This window comes from Brenneria sp. L3-3C-1 (assembly GCF_016456245.1).
GTDB lineage: Bacteria > Pseudomonadota > Gammaproteobacteria > Enterobacterales > Enterobacteriaceae > Brenneria.
Genome location: NZ_JAEMHF010000006.1, coordinates 174,699 through 191,983, shown reverse-complemented (window position 1 = coordinate 191,983; position 17,285 = coordinate 174,699). Strand labels below are relative to the sequence as shown.

General features: G+C 53.1%; 15 protein-coding genes. 9 read left to right on the top strand and 6 right to left on the bottom strand.

Annotation, left to right across the window (positions count from 1 at the left end; genetic code table 11):
- Positions 1 to 14: 14 nt before the first annotated feature.
- The 3 genes from aceF to pdhR form a co-directional block, all read right to left on the bottom strand.
- The gene (gene aceF, locus JG725_RS13620) at positions 15 to 1,616 is read right to left on the bottom strand and encodes a pyruvate dehydrogenase complex dihydrolipoyllysine-residue acetyltransferase (RefSeq protein WP_199378459.1); all 1,602 of its coding nucleotides are present in this window, start codon (positions 1,614 to 1,616) and stop codon (positions 15 to 17) included.
- 14 nt (positions 1,617 to 1,630) lie between these two features.
- The gene (gene aceE, locus JG725_RS13615; protein WP_199378457.1) at positions 1,631 to 4,294 is read right to left on the bottom strand and encodes a pyruvate dehydrogenase (acetyl-transferring), homodimeric type; all 2,664 of its coding nucleotides are present in this window, start codon (positions 4,292 to 4,294) and stop codon (positions 1,631 to 1,633) included.
- 140 nt (positions 4,295 to 4,434) lie between these two features.
- Positions 4,435 to 5,199 (bottom strand): pyruvate dehydrogenase complex transcriptional repressor PdhR, encoded by a 765-nt coding sequence (pdhR, locus tag JG725_RS13610; protein WP_172290698.1) that lies wholly within the window; start codon positions 5,197 to 5,199, stop codon positions 4,435 to 4,437.
- A gap of 651 nt (positions 5,200 to 5,850) precedes the next feature.
- On the opposite strand from pdhR, the gene JG725_RS13605 reads away from it, so the two are divergent.
- The gene (locus JG725_RS13605; protein ID WP_199378455.1) at positions 5,851 to 7,209 is read left to right on the top strand and encodes an amino acid permease; all 1,359 of its coding nucleotides are present in this window, start codon (positions 5,851 to 5,853) and stop codon (positions 7,207 to 7,209) included.
- A 223-nt stretch (positions 7,210 to 7,432) separates the two neighbouring features.
- On the opposite strand, the gene ampE is transcribed toward JG725_RS13605, so the two are convergent.
- Together ampE and ampD are read right to left on the bottom strand one after the other, a co-directional pair.
- Entirely contained in the window at positions 7,433 to 8,287 is an 855-nt protein-coding gene (ampE, locus tag JG725_RS13600) for a beta-lactamase regulator AmpE (RefSeq protein ID WP_172290700.1), read from the bottom strand.
- A complete protein-coding gene (gene ampD, locus JG725_RS13595; RefSeq protein WP_199378453.1) occupies positions 8,284 to 8,859 on the bottom strand; it encodes a 1,6-anhydro-N-acetylmuramyl-L-alanine amidase AmpD in 576 nt (191 codons plus the stop codon). The genes ampE and ampD overlap by 4 nt, the downstream gene beginning before the upstream one ends.
- Before the next feature lie 417 nt (positions 8,860 to 9,276).
- Between ampD and JG725_RS13590 the strand changes: the two genes are divergently transcribed.
- From JG725_RS13590 to hofC, 5 genes are all read left to right on the top strand, one after another.
- Positions 9,277 to 10,140: a nucleoside-specific channel-forming protein Tsx gene (locus JG725_RS13590; RefSeq protein WP_199378451.1), complete on the top strand. Its 864-nt coding sequence runs from the start codon at positions 9,277 to 9,279 to the stop codon at positions 10,138 to 10,140.
- Positions 10,141 to 10,181: 41 nt separating this feature from the next.
- The gene (gene nadC, locus JG725_RS13585; RefSeq protein ID WP_199378449.1) at positions 10,182 to 11,072 is read left to right on the top strand and encodes a carboxylating nicotinate-nucleotide diphosphorylase; all 891 of its coding nucleotides are present in this window, start codon (positions 10,182 to 10,184) and stop codon (positions 11,070 to 11,072) included.
- Positions 11,073 to 11,288: 216 nt separating this feature from the next.
- The gene (ppdD, locus tag JG725_RS13580) at positions 11,289 to 11,735 is read left to right on the top strand and encodes a prepilin peptidase-dependent pilin (protein WP_199378447.1); all 447 of its coding nucleotides are present in this window, start codon (positions 11,289 to 11,291) and stop codon (positions 11,733 to 11,735) included.
- Positions 11,736 to 11,737: 2 nt separating this feature from the next.
- Positions 11,738 to 13,189 carry a type II secretion system protein GspE gene (gene gspE, locus JG725_RS13575; protein ID WP_199378445.1) on the top strand — a complete coding sequence of 484 codons (1,452 nt, stop codon included), beginning with the start codon at positions 11,738 to 11,740 and terminating at the stop codon, positions 13,187 to 13,189.
- A complete protein-coding gene (gene hofC, locus JG725_RS13570) occupies positions 13,186 to 14,391 on the top strand; it encodes a protein transport protein HofC (protein ID WP_199378443.1) in 1,206 nt (401 codons plus the stop codon). The genes gspE and hofC overlap by 4 nt, the downstream gene beginning before the upstream one ends.
- 43 nt (positions 14,392 to 14,434) lie before the next feature.
- Here the strand turns inward: hofC and JG725_RS13565 are convergent, their stop codons facing one another.
- Positions 14,435 to 15,475, bottom strand: coding sequence for a GMP reductase (locus tag JG725_RS13565; protein ID WP_172290707.1), 1,041 nt, complete (start codon positions 15,473 to 15,475; stop codon positions 14,435 to 14,437).
- Positions 15,476 to 15,649: 174 nt separating this feature from the next.
- On the opposite strand from JG725_RS13565, the gene coaE reads away from it, so the two are divergent.
- The 3 genes from coaE to yacG are packed head-to-tail and all read left to right on the top strand — an operon-like array spanning position 15,650 to position 17,273.
- Positions 15,650 to 16,276, top strand: coding sequence for a dephospho-CoA kinase (gene coaE, locus JG725_RS13560; RefSeq protein WP_199378441.1), 627 nt, complete (start codon positions 15,650 to 15,652; stop codon positions 16,274 to 16,276).
- Positions 16,269 to 17,021: a cell division protein ZapD gene (zapD, locus tag JG725_RS13555; RefSeq protein WP_172290854.1), complete on the top strand. Its 753-nt coding sequence runs from the start codon at positions 16,269 to 16,271 to the stop codon at positions 17,019 to 17,021. The genes coaE and zapD overlap by 8 nt, the downstream gene beginning before the upstream one ends.
- A 54-nt stretch (positions 17,022 to 17,075) precedes the next feature.
- Positions 17,076 to 17,273, top strand: coding sequence for a DNA gyrase inhibitor YacG (gene yacG / locus JG725_RS13550; RefSeq protein ID WP_172290709.1), 198 nt, complete (start codon positions 17,076 to 17,078; stop codon positions 17,271 to 17,273).
- The last annotated feature ends 12 nt before the right edge of the window (positions 17,274 to 17,285 follow it).

The window sequence follows — 17,285 nt, the reverse complement described above, 5'->3', positions numbered from 1 at the left end:
GCCGGCTTTTTCGATTACATCACCAGACGGCGAATGTCAGACAACATATTGTTGATGATGGTAATAAAGCGCGCACCATCAGCACCGTCAATGACACGGTGGTCGAAAGACAGAGAGATCGGCATCATCAGACGCGGCGTAAACTCTTTACCATTCCAGACCGGTTCCATCGCCGACTTAGACACCCCCAGGATAGCCACTTCCGGCGCGTTGACAATCGGCGCGAAATGCGTCGTACCCAGGCCGCCGATGCTGGAGATGGTGAAGCATCCGCCCTGCATTTCGCCCGCGGTCAACTTACCGTCACGCGCTTTCTTAGAGATAGTCATCAGTTCGCGGGACAGCTCGATGATGCCTTTCTTGTTCACGTCTTTGAACACCGGAACCACCAGCCCATTAGGCGTATCCACCGCCACGCCGATATTGATGTATTTCTTCAGCGTCAGTTTCTGAGCATCTTCAGACAGCGAACTGTTGAAACGCGGCATCTGCTCCAGCGCATAGGCAACGGCTTTCATGATGAAAACCACCGGGGTGATCTTCACATCCAGTTTTTTCTTCTCTGCTTCCACGTTCTGCTGTTTACGGAACGCTTCCAGATCGGTGATATCCGTTTTGTCGAAATGCGTAACGTGCGGGATCATCACCCAGTTACGGCTGAGGTTAGCGCCGGAGATTTTCTGGATACGCCCCAGCTCGACTTCTTCAATTTCACCGAATTTGCTGAAGTCCACTTTCGGCCACGGCAGCATGCCTGGCAGACCGCCGCCGGTAGCGGCAGGCGCGGACTCGGCGCGTTTCACCGCGTCTTTCACGTAAGCCTGAACGTCTTCGCGCAGGATCCGGCCTTTACGCCCGGTTCCCTTCACTTTCGCCAGATTCACGCCGAATTCACGCGCCAGACGACGGATAACCGGCGTCGCGTGAACATAGGCGTCATTTTCGGCAAACTCGCCCTTGCCTTCCGCTTTGGCGGCTGGCGCAGGAGCAGCGGCGGCTGGTTCTTCTTTCTTCGCCGGAGCGGCATCCTGCTGACTGGCCGCCGGAGCGGAAGCCGGGGCGGCGCCTTCAACTTCAAACACCATGATCGGCGAGCCGGTTTTCACTTTGTCGCCGGTGTTGATTTTGATTTCTTTCACCACGCCGGCGAACGGCGCCGGCACTTCCATCGACGCCTTGTCGCCTTCAACGGTGATCAAAGACTGCTCGGCTTCAACGCTGTCGCCGACTTTAACCAGCACTTCGGTGACTTCGACTTCGTCATCGCCAATGTCCGGTACGGCAACATCTTTACTGGCGCTGGCGGCGGCGGCCGGTTTGGCCTCTTCTTTCGGCTCTTCTTTCTTCTCTTCAGCCTTGGCGGGCGCTGCATCGGCCGCGCCGTCGGCGGAATCGAAAATCATAATCAGCTTGCCGGTTTCCACTTTATCGCCGACGGAAACTTTGATCTCTTTTACTACACCGGCCTGCGGAGAAGGCACTTCCATAGAAGCCTTATCGCCTTCTACGGTGATCAGCGACTGTTCAACTTCAACCTTGTCGCCTACCTTCACCAACACTTCGGTGACTTCAACTTCATCTGCACCGATGTCCGGTACCTTGATTTCGATAGCCATGTAATCTTTACCTCTTATGCCAGACGCGGGTTGACTTTATCTGCATCGATATCGAATTTGACGATAGCGTCAGCAACCACTTTCTTATCGATTTCACCGCGTTTAGCCAGTTCACCCAGAGCCGCAACCACGACGTAAGACGCATCCACTTCAAAGTGGTGACGCAGGTTCTCACGGCTGTCGGAACGGCCGAAACCGTCAGTGCCCAGAACGCGATAATCGCTGGCCGGGATGAAGTTACGAATTTGCTCGGCAAACAGCTTCATGTAGTCGGTTGAGGCTACGGCCGGCGCATCGCTCAATACCTGCGCCACATAAGGCACGCGAGGTTCGTCGGCCGGGTGCAGCATATTCCAACGCTCGCAATCCTGACCATCACGCGCCAGCTCGGTGAAGGAGGTGACGCTGAATACATCGGAACCGATGCCGTAATCTTTCGCCAGAATCTGCGCGGCTTCACGCACGTGGCGCAGGATAGAACCGGAACCCAGCAGTTGGACCTTACCTTTGCCGCCTTTGACCGTTTCCAGCTTATAGATACCCTTACGGATACCCTCTTCCGCACCCTGCGGCATCGCCGGCATGTGGTAGTTTTCGTTCAACGTGGTGATGTAGTAGTAGATGTTTTCCTGCGCTTCGCCATACATACGATGCAAACCGTCATGCATGATGACAGCCACTTCGTAAGCATAGGCCGGATCGTAGGAAATACAGTTCGGGATCGTCAGCGACTGAATGTGGCTGTGGCCGTCTTCATGCTGCAAGCCTTCGCCGTTCAGCGTGGTGCGGCCCGACGTACCGCCGATCAGGAAGCCGCGCGCCTGTTGGTCGCCTGCCGCCCAGCACAGATCGCCGATACGCTGGAAGCCGAACATCGAGTAGTAGATGTAGAACGGGATCATCGGCAGGTCGTTAGTGCTGTAAGACGTCGCCGCCGCCAGCCAGGATGAACCGGCGCCCAGTTCGTTGATCCCTTCTTGCAGAATCTGGCCTTTTTCGTCTTCTTTGTAGTAAGCAACCTGCTCACGGTCCTGCGGGGTGTACTGCTGACCGTTCGGGCTGTAGATACCGATCTGACGGAACAGACCTTCCATACCGAAGGTACGCGCTTCATCGGCGATGATCGGAACCAGACGATCTTTGATCGACTTGTTTTTCAACATCACGTTCAGGACGCGGACGAAAGCGATAGTGGTGGAAATTTCTTTGTTCTGCTCTTCCAGCAGCGTGCTGAAATCTTCCAGCGTCGGCAGTTCCAGTTTTTCACTGAATTTCGGCAAACGGGTCGGCAGGTAGCCTTCCAACGCCTGACGGCGTTCGTGCAGGTATTTGTACTCTTCGGAGTCTTTATCGAAAGTGATAAGCGGCAGTTTTTCGATGTTGTCGTCGCTAACCGGCACATTGAAACGATCGCGGAAGTAACGTACGCCTTCCATGTTGATTTTCTTGACCTGGTGAGCGATGTTTTTACCTTCAGCCGCATCACCCATACCGTAGCCTTTAATGGTATGCGCCAGAATAACGATCGGTTTGCCTTTGGTTTCCTGCGCTCTTTTCAGGGCGGCGTAGACTTTCTTCGGATCGTGACCGCCACGGTTCAACGCCCAAATCTGGTCGTCGGTCCAGTCTTTGACCAGCGCCGCCGTTTCAGGATATTTACCGAAGAAGTGCTCACGCACATAAGCGCCGTTTTTGGATTTGAAAGTCTGGTAGTCGCCGTCAACGGTTTCGTTCATCAGTTGAACCAGTTTACCGCTGGTGTCTTTACGCAGCAGTTCGTCCCAACGCGCGCCCCAGATAACCTTGATCACTTCCCAGCCGGCGCCGCCGAAAATGCCTTCCAGTTCGTTAATGATTTTACCATTACCGGTAACCGGGCCATCCAGACGTTGCAGGTTACAGTTGATAACGAACACCAGATTGTCCAGTTTTTCGCGGGTGGCGATAGTGATCGCCCCTTTGGATTCCGGCTCGTCCATTTCACCGTCGCCCAGGAACGCGTAAACGGTTTGCTTAGACGTATCTTTCAGACCGCGGTGTTCCAGATACTTCAGGAACTTAGCCTGATAGATAGCGCCGATCGGCCCCAACCCCATCGAAACGGTCGGGAACTGCCAGAATTCCGGCATCAGTTTGGGATGCGGGTAAGAAGACAGACCTTTACCGTGAACTTCCTGACGGAAGTTGTTCATCTGCTCTTCGGTCAGACGGCCTTCAAGGAAGGCGCGGGCATAAATGCCGGGAGAAATGTGGCCCTGGAAGTAAACCAGATCGCCGCCGTCCTGCGCGTTACGCGCGCGGAAGAAGTGGTTGAAGCACACTTCATAGAAGGTTGCGGAAGACTGGAAAGACGCCATGTGGCCGCCCAGATCCAGATCTTTTTTCGACGCGCGCAGCACGGTCATGATCGCGTTCCAGCGGATCGCGGAGCGAATACGTCTCTCCAGATCCTGATTACCTGGATAGTCCGGCTCGTCTTCCACTGCGATGGTATTGACGTATTGGCGAGCGGCACTGCCAGCGGCAACGCTCACTCCGCCTTTGCGCGCTTCGCTCAATACCTGATCAATCAGGAACTGAGCGCGCTCAACACCCTCTTCACGGATGACCGATTCGATCGCCTGCAGCCAGTCGCGGGTTTCGATCGGATCCACGTCATTATTTAAACGATCTGACATGGTTATTCCTTATCTTCTCTAATAAGTTAGTTTGTTGGAGCCTGTCTTCTTGCGCTCTGCCGTATAGCTATAAGTAAAGCACATGAAGACAGGCTCATCGTCGTAGTCGCCGCATTCAGCGTCCCAACCAGGTAGGACACTCAATCCTTGCGCTGCTGGAGCCGACGCAGCGATCTTTCGCGCCGACTATTTTCCCGGTTAAGATCCAGCAATACTTCCTCAATAAACGCCAGATGGCGGTGTGATGCCTCGCGCGCCTTCTCGGGCTCACGGGCAACAATCGCCTCAAAAATTCCAGCGCGATGAATGCTCACCTGCGCCAGCACTTCCCGGCTTAGATAAAGCAATTCAAAATTCTGTCTCACGTTCTGTTCCAGCATCGGCCCCATGCAGCGCAGCAGATGCAGCAGCACCACATTATGCGTGGCCTCGGTGACCGCAATCTGATACTGCATAACCGCTTCCGACTCGGATGCTAAATCCCCCGCATCTCTGGCCTGCTGAATGGCCTCATGACAATCCCGGATACGTTGCAAATCTGACTCTGTGCCACGTAACGCGGCATAATAGGCCGCAATACCTTCCAGCGCGTGGCGGGTTTCCAGCAGATCAAATTGTGATTCGGGATGATTACTCAGTAATTCCGCCAGCGGATCGCTGACGCTTTGCCAGAGATTGGCCTGAACGAAGGTGCCGCCGCCCTGACGGCGCAAAAGTAATCCTTTGGCTTCCAGACGTTGAATGGCTTCTCTCAGAGAGGGGCGGGAAACATCGAACTGTTTGGCCAGTTCGCGCTCCGGAGGGAGCTTCTCGCCGGGGCGCAGAGTGCCCTCAAGGATCAGAAATTCCAGTTGCTGCTCAATCACATCTGACAGTTTGGGCTGACGGATTTTGCTGTATGCCATGGTGGATTCATCTCTGCGAATAGCGCGGAGTCAATTGGTAATACCAATTTCAAAAACGTGACGCTAAAGTAACAAAGTATTCACCTTCTGTCCATAAGGACGTGGGGTAAAATCACCAATCCCACCATATTTTAACAAATGCACGAAAGATATACGGCAAAGTGATAGGGCGCCAGTGGTATTACCATTAATCCTCTTGCGTATGTTTTAACTTTTATGAAACCTAAAGCAGGCAATGCTGAACCGTTTAAATAACCAATAATTGAATTTAAATTCAAAATAAATGAATTTTTATGAAAATATGCATTTGAGGATAATGCTGTGGCCTGGTGCAATTCGTGCACAGAATTGGGCAAATTCACCGGATGGTAAGAAAAGACATCGTGAAAGAGTAAAGGTAAAAAAGAACGCCCGACGTTATCAGGCCATCGGCTGAGGATTTATGGGCGAGACATTGATGTCGTTATAATTATTCTTTACTGACCCGTAAGAAATCAGTGCAATCTTGTTTGCTTGCCACTATTCTCTGACCAACGATAGATGTCGGATAATATTAGCCAGCATCTCATCGTAAAAATAAAATTACACCAACGTAAAAGAGTTAATACAACTGAGCTTATGATCGGCTCACAATGGCAGAGGGTAAAATTGATGGATGATCAACAACAGGATGGAGCACTCAAGCGTGGCTTGAAAAACCGTCATATTCAGTTGATTGCCCTGGGTGGCGCGGTCGGTACCGGGCTTTTTCTCGGGATCGCTCAAACAATCAAAATGGCTGGGCCGTCAGTCATTTTAGGGTACGCCATCGGCGGGCTGATCGCCTTTCTTATCATGCGTCAACTGGGGGAAATGGTGGTAGAGGAACCGGTGGCAGGTTCTTTCAGCCACTTTGCTTATAAGTACTGGGGAAATTTCGCCGGTTTCGCCTCCGGCTGGAACTACTGGGTGTTGTACGTGCTGGTTGCCATGGCGGAACTGAGCGCGGTGGGTATTTATGTCCAGTATTGGTGGCCCGATATTCCCACCTGGGTTTCCGCCGCCGTTTTCTTTCTGGTGATTAACGCCATTAATCTGGCGAACGTCAAAATTTACGGTGAAATGGAATTCTGGTTTGCCATCATTAAGGTGGCGGCCATTATCGGTATGATCGTCTTTGGCGGCTGGCTGTTGATCAGCGGCACAGGCGGCCCGGAAGCGACGGTCACCAACCTGTGGGCGCAGGGAGGGTTCTTCCCGAACGGCACCATCGGCCTGGTGATGGCAATGGCGGTCATCATGTTCTCATTCGGCGGACTGGAGCTGGTCGGCATCACCGCCGCTGAAGCTGATGACCCGCAAAAAAGCATTCCACGGGCAACCAATCAGGTTATCTACCGTATTCTGATCTTCTATATCGGTTCTCTGACCATTCTGCTGTCGCTGTACCCATGGGGTAAAGTGGTCGAAGGCGGCAGCCCGTTTGTGATGATCTTCCATGAACTGAACAGCAATGTGGTGGCGACCGTACTGAACATCGTGGTGCTGACCGCCGCGCTGTCGGTGTACAACAGCTGTGTGTACTGTAATAGCCGCATGTTGTACGGTCTGGCAAAACAGGGCAACGGCCCTAAAGTGCTGAAAACGGTCGACAGCCGCGGCGTACCGGTGGTTGCCATTGGCCTTTCGGCTCTGGCTACCGCGCTCTGCGTACTGATCAACTACCTGATCCCAGGCAAGGCCTTTGCGTTGTTGATGGCGCTGGTGGTTTCCGCCCTGGTGATCAACTGGGCGATGATCAGCCTTGCCCACCTGAAGTTCAGGGCGAAAAAAGACAGCGAAGGCACCGTAACCAAGTTTAAAGCGCTGTTTTATCCGCTGGGCAACTATCTCTGCTTGTTATTCCTGGCGGGGATTCTGGTCATCATGTACCTGACGCCGGAGATTCAGATTTCCGTGCTGTTGATCCCGGTATGGCTGGTTATTCTCGGCATCGGTTACTTTATCAAACAGAAAAATCAACGCCGTTAAGGTTTTTCATCCGACTGTTACAATGGCCGATGTTTTATCGGCCACTCAGACCGTTGACAAAGCCCGTTATTAGGGAGAGCGTGGCGAGGGGCCGTAGCGGCGTAAGCCGCCGGAGCGCCCCTCGGTACGGTAGGCCCGGGTATCTCAGGCTTACAGACGACTTTGTCAGCAACCTCAATGGCCGATATCTATCCGCCATTTTTCATTTCTGCCGCAGTAAGATTTATACCAGCGCGCCGTAAATCGTCAGTAAAGCCACCACCACCACCAGCGCCAGCGTCACCTTTTTCGCCAACGTCACCGCCGCCTTCGGCGTTTCGACCGGATCGATATGCGGTTCTCGCGCCAGCGAAAATTGCGCCAGTTGAGTCAACACCCAATATTGTGAATTACGATAGTCTCCCAGAGAAGCAAACCAGGCCGGTAATGCCTTCTCGCCGTGTCCCAGCAGCGCGTAGACCACGCCGGCCAAACGAACCGGGATCCAGTCAAGCCAGTGCAACAGGCTATCAACCCCCGACTGCGCGCGCGCCAGCGGCGTATGATGACGCGCCAGCCAGGTCTGCCGGGCACGCAAAAAAGCATAGCCGGCCACGGCGACAGGACCATAAGGGCCTGCCACGGTAAACCAAAACAGCGGAGCTAAATAAAACCGGAAATTAATCCATAACAAGGCATTTTGTAGCTCTTTCAAGCGTTCACTTTCTCCGGTGCCGACCGGTAAACCGTGGATCAAGGCTAACTCCGCCGCCATTTCCTGACTCGCGTCCTGTTCGCCGCGCTGGGCCGACTGAAGATAGCGGCGATAGTGCTGACGAACATTCCCCGCGCCAATACACATCATGCCGATCAAAATCCACAGCAGTAACAGAATAAGACCGAATAAAATCCCCTCCGCCAGCCACAACACGGCGGCCACAGCCCCCATACAGCACAATGTCAGAAACAGGGTCTGAAATAAGGACGGAGAAGGCAGATGACGAAACACGACTTCAAGACGGTGATCCAACTGCCAATGCTCGCCTTGTTTAAACAGACGTTCCCACGCCAATACCAGCAACAATGTAAACAGCGTCATCGGGTTATGCTCCCTTTGTTCTTTATCCGGCCATCCTGTATCAGGCGGAGATATAAATCCCAGTCAAAAACCGGCCCGGGATCGGTTTTCCGCCCCGGCGCAATATTGCTGTGTCCGGTAATTCGGGACGGTGTAATCGGGTAAGCGCTGACCAACAGCCGGGTTATCGCCGCCAACTGATGATATTGTTCAGTAGTAAAAGGTAGCGTATCCGTTCCTTCCAACTCGATGCCTATCGAAAAATCGTTACACCGCTCACGGCCCTCAAAACAGGAAACGCCCGCATGCCAGGCGCGCTGATTAAAGGAAACGTATTGAATAATCTCTCCATCCCGGCGAATTAGACAGTGTGCGGAAACCCGCAAATGGCTGATGTCGGCGAAATAGGGATGAGCGGAAGGATCGAGCGTCGCGGTAAATAATTGGTCAATATACGGGCCGCCAAATTCGCCAGGCGGCAGACTGATGTTATGGATCACCAGTAATGAAGGCGCTTCACTGTCCGGGCGGCTATCGCAATGGGGGGATGAAAGGTGTTTTATCTCAGATAACCAGCCATTTTCCAAAAGCATCGGCGGTAACCTCGCATTGTGTCGTTTGCCGGCTGAATAAGGTGCAATTCATCAGAGCTGTTTTTAACAAAAATGCCTCTGCCACCAGAGTAGCATGTTTCTCAACATCATAACTAACCAATTGGATATAAAAAGGTTTATTGTTTTCCTGCTCATTAATGCCACGACCAGCGCATCCTGAATGCGGCGATCGTTTAATGCCCCCGCCCGTATGACCTCTTTTTTCTCCCTCAATAAAATTGAGATACAGATCACAATATCAATGCAAAATTATGAGCTTATTAAGTAATTTACGTGCACTGAATCACTTTTTATTTAAAATAACAATTTGCAACAATCACTAAATTTTTAGTTATTACAAAAACTTATTTTACTCGTTCCAACATCACAACACATTTCGCCAACTCGGTAATTAACATGAAGAAAACTCTCGCCGCAGGCGCTTTGCTCGCCTTGTCCTACAGTGTCCCGGCTCTCGCCGACGAAAATAAAGCAGAATATCTTTCTGACTGGTGGCACCAGAGCGTCAACGTCGTGGGCAGTTATCACACGCGCTTCGGGCCACAGTTGAACAACGATGTCTATCTGGAATATGAGGCGTTTGCCCGTAAAGACTGGTTCGACTTTTACGGCTATGTCGACGTGCCGAAATTTTTCGGCACGGGAAATTCAACCAACAGCGGCGCCTGGGACGATGGCTCGCCGTTGTTTATGGAAATTGAACCACGCTTTTCCATTGATAAACTGACGGGCGCCGACCTCGGCGTCGGCCCGTTTAAAGAGTGGTACGTCGCCAACAATATCATTTACGACCACGGGCGCAGCAGTGATTCCCGGCAAAGCACCTGGTATATGGGATTAGGCACCGATATCGATACCGGTACTGACTTATCGCTTTCTGCCAATATCTATGCCAAATACCAGTGGAAAAACTATGGCGCGGGCAATGAGAACGAATGGGACGGCTACCGGGTTAAAGTGAAATACTTTTATCCGTTAGGAACGATGTGGGGCGGCAACGTTACCTATATCGGCTTCACTAACTTTGACTTCGGTTCGGATCTGCGCAATCAGGATGGCCGCGCCCGTACCGGTAACGCGATCGCCTCCAGCCACGTTCTGGCGTTGGGTTACGACCACTGGCACTATTCCGTCGTCGCCCGTTATTTTCACAATGGCGGACAATGGGCGGACGGCGCTGAACTGGATTTTGGCAAAGGCCCGTTTGAAGTGAAATCAACCGGCTGGGGCTATTATCTGGTCGTGGGTTATAGCTTTTAAGGGTAACATATAACCCCGAATCCCCTTTCGGAGTTTTTGTGATGACAACGCGCCGCTACAGTCAGGAACAGCGCCAAACCGACCTGCTCGATCGTATTGCGCAGGATATTCCCGCCAGCGTCAGGTTGGCGTTAAGTGAAGATTTGGGCGGCGTTGTCGATGCCGCCCAGGACATTACCGCACACCTGTTGCCGGATAATAATCAGGCGCAGGCCCGGATTATCACCCGCGAGGCTGGGATCTTCTGCGGCAAACGCTGGCTTGAGGAAGTATTTTCCCAGCTTGGCGATGCAACATCCATTCGCTGGCAGGTTGCCGACGGCGATGCCATCGCCCCAAACCAAACGCTGTGTGAAATTACCGGGCCGGCAAGACAGCTTCTGACCGGAGAGCGTACGGCGCTGAATTTCCTGCAAACGCTTTCCGGCGTGGCAACCGAAGTCGGCCGTTACGTCGCATTATTGGCAGGAACCGGCACGCGTCTTCTCGACACCCGAAAAACCCTCCCCGGGCTGCGAACCGCGCTGAAATATGCCGTTTCTTGCGGCGGGGGCGGCAACCACCGGCTCGGCCTGTCCGATGCGTTCCTGATTAAAGAAAACCATATCATCGCGGCAGGCTCCATCCGGCAGGCGGTGGAAAACGCTTTTTTGCTGCGCAGCGACGTGCCGGTGGAAGTCGAAGTGGAATCGCTTGATGAACTGCAACAGGCGCTGGACGCCGGCGCCGACATCATCATGCTGGACAACTTCAGTCTGGAAAAGATCCGTGATGCGGTAAGCCTAACGCGCGACCGGGCGCTGTTGGAAGTATCGGGCAACGTGACGATAGAGACCTTACGCGGCTACGCAGAAACCGGCGTGGACTATATTTCTGTCGGCGCATTGACCAAGCATGTCCGGGCGCTGGATTTATCGATGCGTTTTCTCTGAATCGCTCTGTCGGCCCGGGGAAACTCGGGGCCGATTCCCCTCTTCCTTTCATTTCCCGCACCGACAGAGATTGCCAAACCGCTCGCAAAAACCCCTGAACAAACGGCAAATTATAAAACCTTTTCCGAGACGCTTTCCTGTTTTAACCCATTCCTGTCGCCAGCCATCATCAGGTTTTCTATCCTGCTGGCATGCATCACAACAGGGGGAAAGCACATGCAAAAACAACAGGGATTTACGCTCATTGAGCTGATGATCGTCATTGCGATTGTCGCCATCCTCAGCGCCATTGGCGTGCCGGCGTATCAGGGGTATCTGCAAAAAGCGGCCTTGACCGATATGCTGCAAACGTTGGCGTCCTATAAAACAGCGGTAGACCTGTGCGGATTGGAGAACGCGGCGTTCTCCTCCTGCAACGCCGGAAGTCAGGGAATACCCGCCAGCCAAACCTCACGCTATGTCAGCGCGGTCAGCGTTAAGCAAGGCACGATCGCTTTAACAGGCCAATCTATGTTGCAAGGTTTGAACGTGGTGCTGACGCCGGTATGGAATGCGCAAACCGGCTCATCACGCTGGACAAAAAACTGCGTCACCGAGAACCAGGCAGACAGTCTGCAATCCGCCTGTCAGGATGTTTTCCGCTTTGATAACACGGCGGATTAATCATGGCTAACGCAGAACATCTGGCCGCCGAACTACAAATACTGTGCCGCCGTTATCATGCTTTACTGCTGAGCATGGATGAACAGACCCTATCGGTGGCGATCACCGGCGCGCCCTCGGCGGAAATGATCGCCGCACTGCGTTTTGCCGGCAACCGCCAGATTCTGATAGAACAATGGCCTCAGGCAAGGATGGAACAACAGCTCAATCTCAACCCGGTAAACACCGTTGAGGAACCCGCAGAGATTTACCAGGCGGAACCAGAAAACCCTGTCAGTGACGAAGATAGCCCTGCGGTTCATTTTATTAATCAAACACTGCGGTTAGCCGTTCAACGTCGCGCTTCGGATATCCATTTTGAACCCTTGCAGGATCGCTATCGCGTTCGCTTACGCATTGACGGCGTATTGCAGGAAATATCGGCCCCGCCGAACGCGTTGACCGCGCGGATTACCGCCCGGCTGAAAATTATGGGCAAACTGAATATTGCCGAACGTCGTCTGCCGCAAGACGGACAATTCAGCGCCACGCTGGATCGGCAAACCTATTCATTGCGCATTGCAACCTTGCCGGTACAGCATGGCGAGAAAGCGGTACTGCGTATTCTGCAAACCCAACGGCAGGAACTCACGCTGGATAAACTCGGGCTTTCAGACGCCGATCTGGATCAATTCACCCAGGCGCTTAATGCGCCGCAAGGGATGATTTTAGTGACCGGGCCAACCGGCAGCGGCAAAACCGTCACGCTGTATAGCGCCATCCGCTGGCTGAACAATGTCAGCCGGAATATCTGTAGCGTGGAAGATCCCATTGAAATTCCCTTGCCGGGCATCAATCAGACGGCGATCAATCCGAAAGCCGATCTGGATTTCAGCCGGATATTACGGGCGCTGCTGCGTCAGGATCCGGACGTTATTATGGTGGGTGAAATCCGCGATGCCGAAACGGCTGAAATCGCCGTCAAAGCCGCGCAAACCGGGCATTTGGTGATGTCCACGCTGCATACCAACTCGGCGGTGGAAACCCTGACCCGGCTGAGCCATCTTGGCATACCGGGCTACCTGATCGCCGCCGCGCTGAAACTGGTGATTGCGCAACGTCTGGTTCGACGCTTATGCCCTCATTGTAAAACCCAGGCCGCCCCGCTCTCTCATTTGCCGACAACGCTGTGGCGCGGCACGCTGAATAACTGGCAAGCCCACGGCTGCGGCCACTGTCTATCGGGCTATTACGACCGTATTGCGATTTATGAATTGCTGGTCATTACGCCCGAGCTACAGCAGGCGCTGGCGAATAACGCCAACAGCAACCAACTGGCGCAACTCTCACGCCAGTCGGGCTTCCCCACGCTACTCACCGCCGGGTTATCGCTGGTTCATGAAGGCGTAACGTCGATTTCAGAGATTTATCGCATTGTTGGCGAAAGCATCCGGCATCAGGACGCGGCCTTATGAAACTGGAACGTTTATATCACTGGCAGGCCATCACCCCGGAAGGGACGCTCACCCACGGAGAAATAATCGGTTCCCATCGGCAACAGGCACATGTCCGTTTAATTGCCCGGGGATACCAGCCTTTAGCGCTGAAAACGGGGCAATATCTGCCACAACGTTATTGGAAAGGCGATTGGCTCAGTGAAATCATCAAACAATTGGCCGCGCTGTTACAGGCGGGACTTCCCTTGCTGGAAGCCCTTCAGTTGATCACCGAACAGCATGAACGTCCGGGCTGGCGCTGCGTTCTTAGGGAAATCAGCACCCAGATTGCACAGGGGAAATCGCTGTCGGAAGCACTGACGGAATATCCCCATATCTTTCCCGTCATCTATCGCTCGCTGATCGCGGTGGGCGAACTGACGGGGAAACTGGATGAATGCTGCTTACAGCTGGCGCAGCATCAGCAAGCGCAATCACAGCTACACCGGAAAGTCGTTAAGGCGCTGCGCTATCCGTGTTTTGTGTTAATCATCGCCACGCTGGTCAGCATATTGATGCTGACATGGGTGTTACCGGAATTCTCCGGCTTGTACGCCTCTTTTGACGCGCCGCTGCCGTGGTTTACTCAACAATTACTTCATCTGGCGGAGTGGATAGCCGACAATGGTTTAGCGGGTTTGATCATCACCTTGAGCGCGCTATTGAGCTATCTCAATCTGCGGCAGCACCGACCGATATGGCGGAAAAAGGAACAGAGCGGGTTACTGAGGTTGCCGGTGATTTCGCACCTGATACGCGGTCACTGTCTAAGCCAGATATTTAACGTACTGGCGATGACGCAACATGCGGGGCTGACATTACCCGCAGGATTAGACGCCGCCGCTACGATCCATCACCCGGTGTATCAAGCCGCTATTCAGCAAATACAGAAGCAAATCCAGCAAGGCATTACCTTGCACCAGGCGATTCAGCAATATAGCCGGCTGTTTCCCGCGCCTTGTCAGCAACTTATTCGAGTGGGCGAGGAAACCGGGGCCTTAGATACCTTGTTCGCTCAACTGGCGCAGTGGCATGAGAGAAAAACACGACAGCAGGCAGAAGCCCTGACGCAAACGCTGGAGCCGATGCTGATGTTGATTGTCGGAGGGATGGTGGGTGCATTGGTGATTGGTATGTATTTGCCTATTTTTCAACTGGGTAACGTATTGGCTGGCGCCTGAACCAGCCAATACCCACCTCGCTTAACATCACGACGGGCAGAGGTTATCCGTTAAAAACGCGGTTTTCCTGCTCGGCGACGCGAATGAACGTGGTGCGCTTGGTCAGCTCTTTCAACCGGGAAGCGCCGACATAGGTGCAGGCGGAACGTAACCCGCCGAGAATGTCGCGCACGGTGTTATCCACCGGTCCGCGCAGCGGTAATTTGACCGTTTTACCTTCAGCCGCGCGGTATTGTGCGACGCCGCCCACGTGACGTTCCATGGCTGAAGCGGAACTCATGCCATAGAACAGCATCATTTTTTCGCCATTCTCTTCAACGATAGTGCCTTCGCATTCATCATGCCCGGCCAGCATGCCGCCCAGCATGACAAAATCCGCGCCGCCGCCGAAAGCTTTTGCCACATCGCCCGGCACGGAACAGCCGCCATCGCTGACGATCTGCCCACCCAGGCCATGAGCCGCATCGGCACATTCGATTACCGCAGAAAGCTGGGGATAGCCGACACCGGTCTTCACCCGGGTGGTACAGACCGAACCGGGGCCAATACCGACTTTCACGATATCCGCGCCAGAGAGGATCAGTTCTTCGACCATTTCACCGGTCACGACGTTGCCCGCGCAAATCACTTTGTCCGGGCAGGCTTCGCGCGCTTTTTGCAGGAAAGTGACAAAATGCTCGGAATAGCCATTGGCGACATCGATACAGATAAACTTCAGCTCCGGCGACAACGCCAGAATTTGCTTCAGTTTGATGAAGTCTGCCTCCGACGTGCCGGTTGATACCATGACGTGGCGTAAAACGGATTCGGATGAACGTTGCACAAACTGCGTCCATTGTTCCAGCGAATAATGTTTATGCACCGCCGTTAATACATCAAATGACGCCAGCGTCTCCGCCATGCGGAACGTACCTACCGTATCCATATTGGCGGCGATAATCGGAATACCTGACCAGTCGCACCCGGCGTGGAGAAAAGCGAACTGACGCTCAAGCTCAACATCGGAGCGGCTTTTGAGAGTAGAGCGTTTGGGGCGGATGAGAACGTCTTTAAAGCCTAACTTCAAGTCTTCTTCAATACGCATGAGGTTTGCATTCCTGGTTAGTGGCGACGATTCGCAAAAGTTGTGATCGACGTAATTAATACCATTCCCAGTGACGTTATCATACGCGGGAATAATCCTACGACAAGACTGCGAATTTACCTTTATTTGGGATAAAATCGGACTAATTTATCCATTAACTTTCAAAGTCGGCACATGACCTATATCGTAGCCTTAACCGGCGGCATCGGCAGTGGGAAAAGCACGGTGGCCGATGAGTTTGCTAAACTCGGGGTAACCATCATTGATGCGGATATCATCGCGCGTCAGATGGTTGAGCCGGGGAAACCGGCGCTGGAAGCGATCAAACGCCGGTTTGGCGACACTATCCTTAACGCCGATGGTTCGTTGAATCGCGCAGCGTTACGACAACGAATTTTTTCCTCCCCGGAGGATAAACGATGGGTGAACAATCTGTTGCACCCATTGATTCATGCGGAGACACAGGCTCAGATTCAGGCGGCCGCCGTCCCTTATGTATTGTGGGTGGTGCCCTTACTGGTAGAGAATGGTTTACAACAACGCGCCCAACGTGTTCTGGTTGTCGATGTAAACCGGGATACCCAGCTTGAACGCACCCTTGCCCGAGACGGGGTCAGTCGTCAACAAGCAGAAAACATACTGGCAGCTCAGGCCACCCGCGAACAGCGGCTAGCCTATGCCGATGATATTATTGATAATAACCGTAGCCAAAAAGAGCTTGCTCCGCGCGTGGCGCAATTGCATCGTCGCTACCTAGAGCTTGCCGCTTCAGCCGCTGACAGGATTACTAATGATGAGTGACGTTTCCTCAACCATTTTATTTGAATATCCCTTGAACGAGAAAACGCGTACCTGGTTGCGTATCGAATCACTGTTGCAGCAGTTACATAAAAACCATGCCCTCACGGATATGGGCAGCGCCCTGACATTTTTCCGCGCCATTTCCGATCTGATGGATGTATTGGAACGAGGGGATGTACGCACCGAACTGTTAAAAGAACTGGAACGCCAGCAGCAAAAGCTGCTGCAATGGAGCGATGTCCCCGGCGTCGATATGGATCGCATCCACTCGCTGCGTCGCCAGTTAAAAGAACAGTCAACCGCGCTGATGGCCGCCCCGCGGATGGGACAACACTTGCGGGAAGATCGTCTGATCGCCATGGTGCGTCAGCGTCTGAGTATTCCGGGCGGATGTTGCAGTTTCGATTTGCCTACGCTGCACATCTGGCTTTATCAACCACAGGATCAACGCGAAAAGCTGGTCTCAGGCTGGCTAACCTCACTCGCGCCCTTAAAAAAATCACTGGATATGATCCTGGAACTGATCCGTCATTCCGGTATGTTTCGTCCTCAGATTAGCCTGAACGGCTTCTTTCAGGATAATGCGTCCGAAGCCGACCTATTACGCTTGCGCATCGATTTGGCTTATCAGCTCTACCCGCAAATCTCTGGTCATAAGACGCGCTATGCTATTCGTTTTTTGTCTCTGGATAGCGAGAGCGGACAAATTCCCCCTCGTTTAACGTTTGATTTAGCCTGTTGCTAAACCGCACATGAACCATAAGACGCGTTAAGCGGGAATAAAGTAAGGAGAAATCATATGGCTACAGATATCACCACGGTAAAATGTCCGACCTGCAAGAAAGCGGTTATCTGGAATGAAACCAGCGTTTATCGCCCTTTTTGCAGCAAACGCTGTCAACTTATCGATTTGGGGGAATGGGCTGACGAGGAAAAACGTATCCCCAGCGATGATATCGTTTCAGACACCGAAGACTGGAGCGAACCGCGGCACTAAAAGATATTGCCA

Excerpts from the sequence above, each read along its gene's own strand:
- aceF (WP_199378459.1), bottom strand. The coding sequence starts at position 1,616 with ATGGCTATCGAAATCAAGGTACCGGACATCGGTGCAGATGAAGTTGAA.
- aceE (WP_199378457.1), bottom strand. The coding sequence starts at position 4,294 with ATGTCAGATCGTTTAAATAATGACGTGGATCCGATCGAAACCCGCGAC.
- pdhR (WP_172290698.1), bottom strand. The coding sequence starts at position 5,199 with ATGGCATACAGCAAAATCCGTCAGCCCAAACTGTCAGATGTGATTGAG.
- JG725_RS13605 (WP_199378455.1), top strand. The coding sequence starts at position 5,851 with ATGGATGATCAACAACAGGATGGAGCACTCAAGCGTGGCTTGAAAAAC.
- ampE (WP_172290700.1), bottom strand. The coding sequence starts at position 8,287 with ATGACGCTGTTTACATTGTTGCTGGTATTGGCGTGGGAACGTCTGTTT.
- ampD (WP_199378453.1), bottom strand. The coding sequence starts at position 8,859 with ATGCTTTTGGAAAATGGCTGGTTATCTGAGATAAAACACCTTTCATCC.
- JG725_RS13590 (WP_199378451.1), top strand. The coding sequence starts at position 9,277 with ATGAAGAAAACTCTCGCCGCAGGCGCTTTGCTCGCCTTGTCCTACAGT.
- nadC (WP_199378449.1), top strand. The coding sequence starts at position 10,182 with ATGACAACGCGCCGCTACAGTCAGGAACAGCGCCAAACCGACCTGCTC.
- ppdD (WP_199378447.1), top strand. The coding sequence starts at position 11,289 with ATGCAAAAACAACAGGGATTTACGCTCATTGAGCTGATGATCGTCATT.
- gspE (WP_199378445.1), top strand. The coding sequence starts at position 11,738 with ATGGCTAACGCAGAACATCTGGCCGCCGAACTACAAATACTGTGCCGC.
- hofC (WP_199378443.1), top strand. The coding sequence starts at position 13,186 with ATGAAACTGGAACGTTTATATCACTGGCAGGCCATCACCCCGGAAGGG.
- JG725_RS13565 (WP_172290707.1), bottom strand. The coding sequence starts at position 15,475 with ATGCGTATTGAAGAAGACTTGAAGTTAGGCTTTAAAGACGTTCTCATC.
- coaE (WP_199378441.1), top strand. The coding sequence starts at position 15,650 with ATGACCTATATCGTAGCCTTAACCGGCGGCATCGGCAGTGGGAAAAGC.
- zapD (WP_172290854.1), top strand. The coding sequence starts at position 16,269 with ATGAGTGACGTTTCCTCAACCATTTTATTTGAATATCCCTTGAACGAG.
- yacG (WP_172290709.1), top strand. The coding sequence starts at position 17,076 with ATGGCTACAGATATCACCACGGTAAAATGTCCGACCTGCAAGAAAGCG.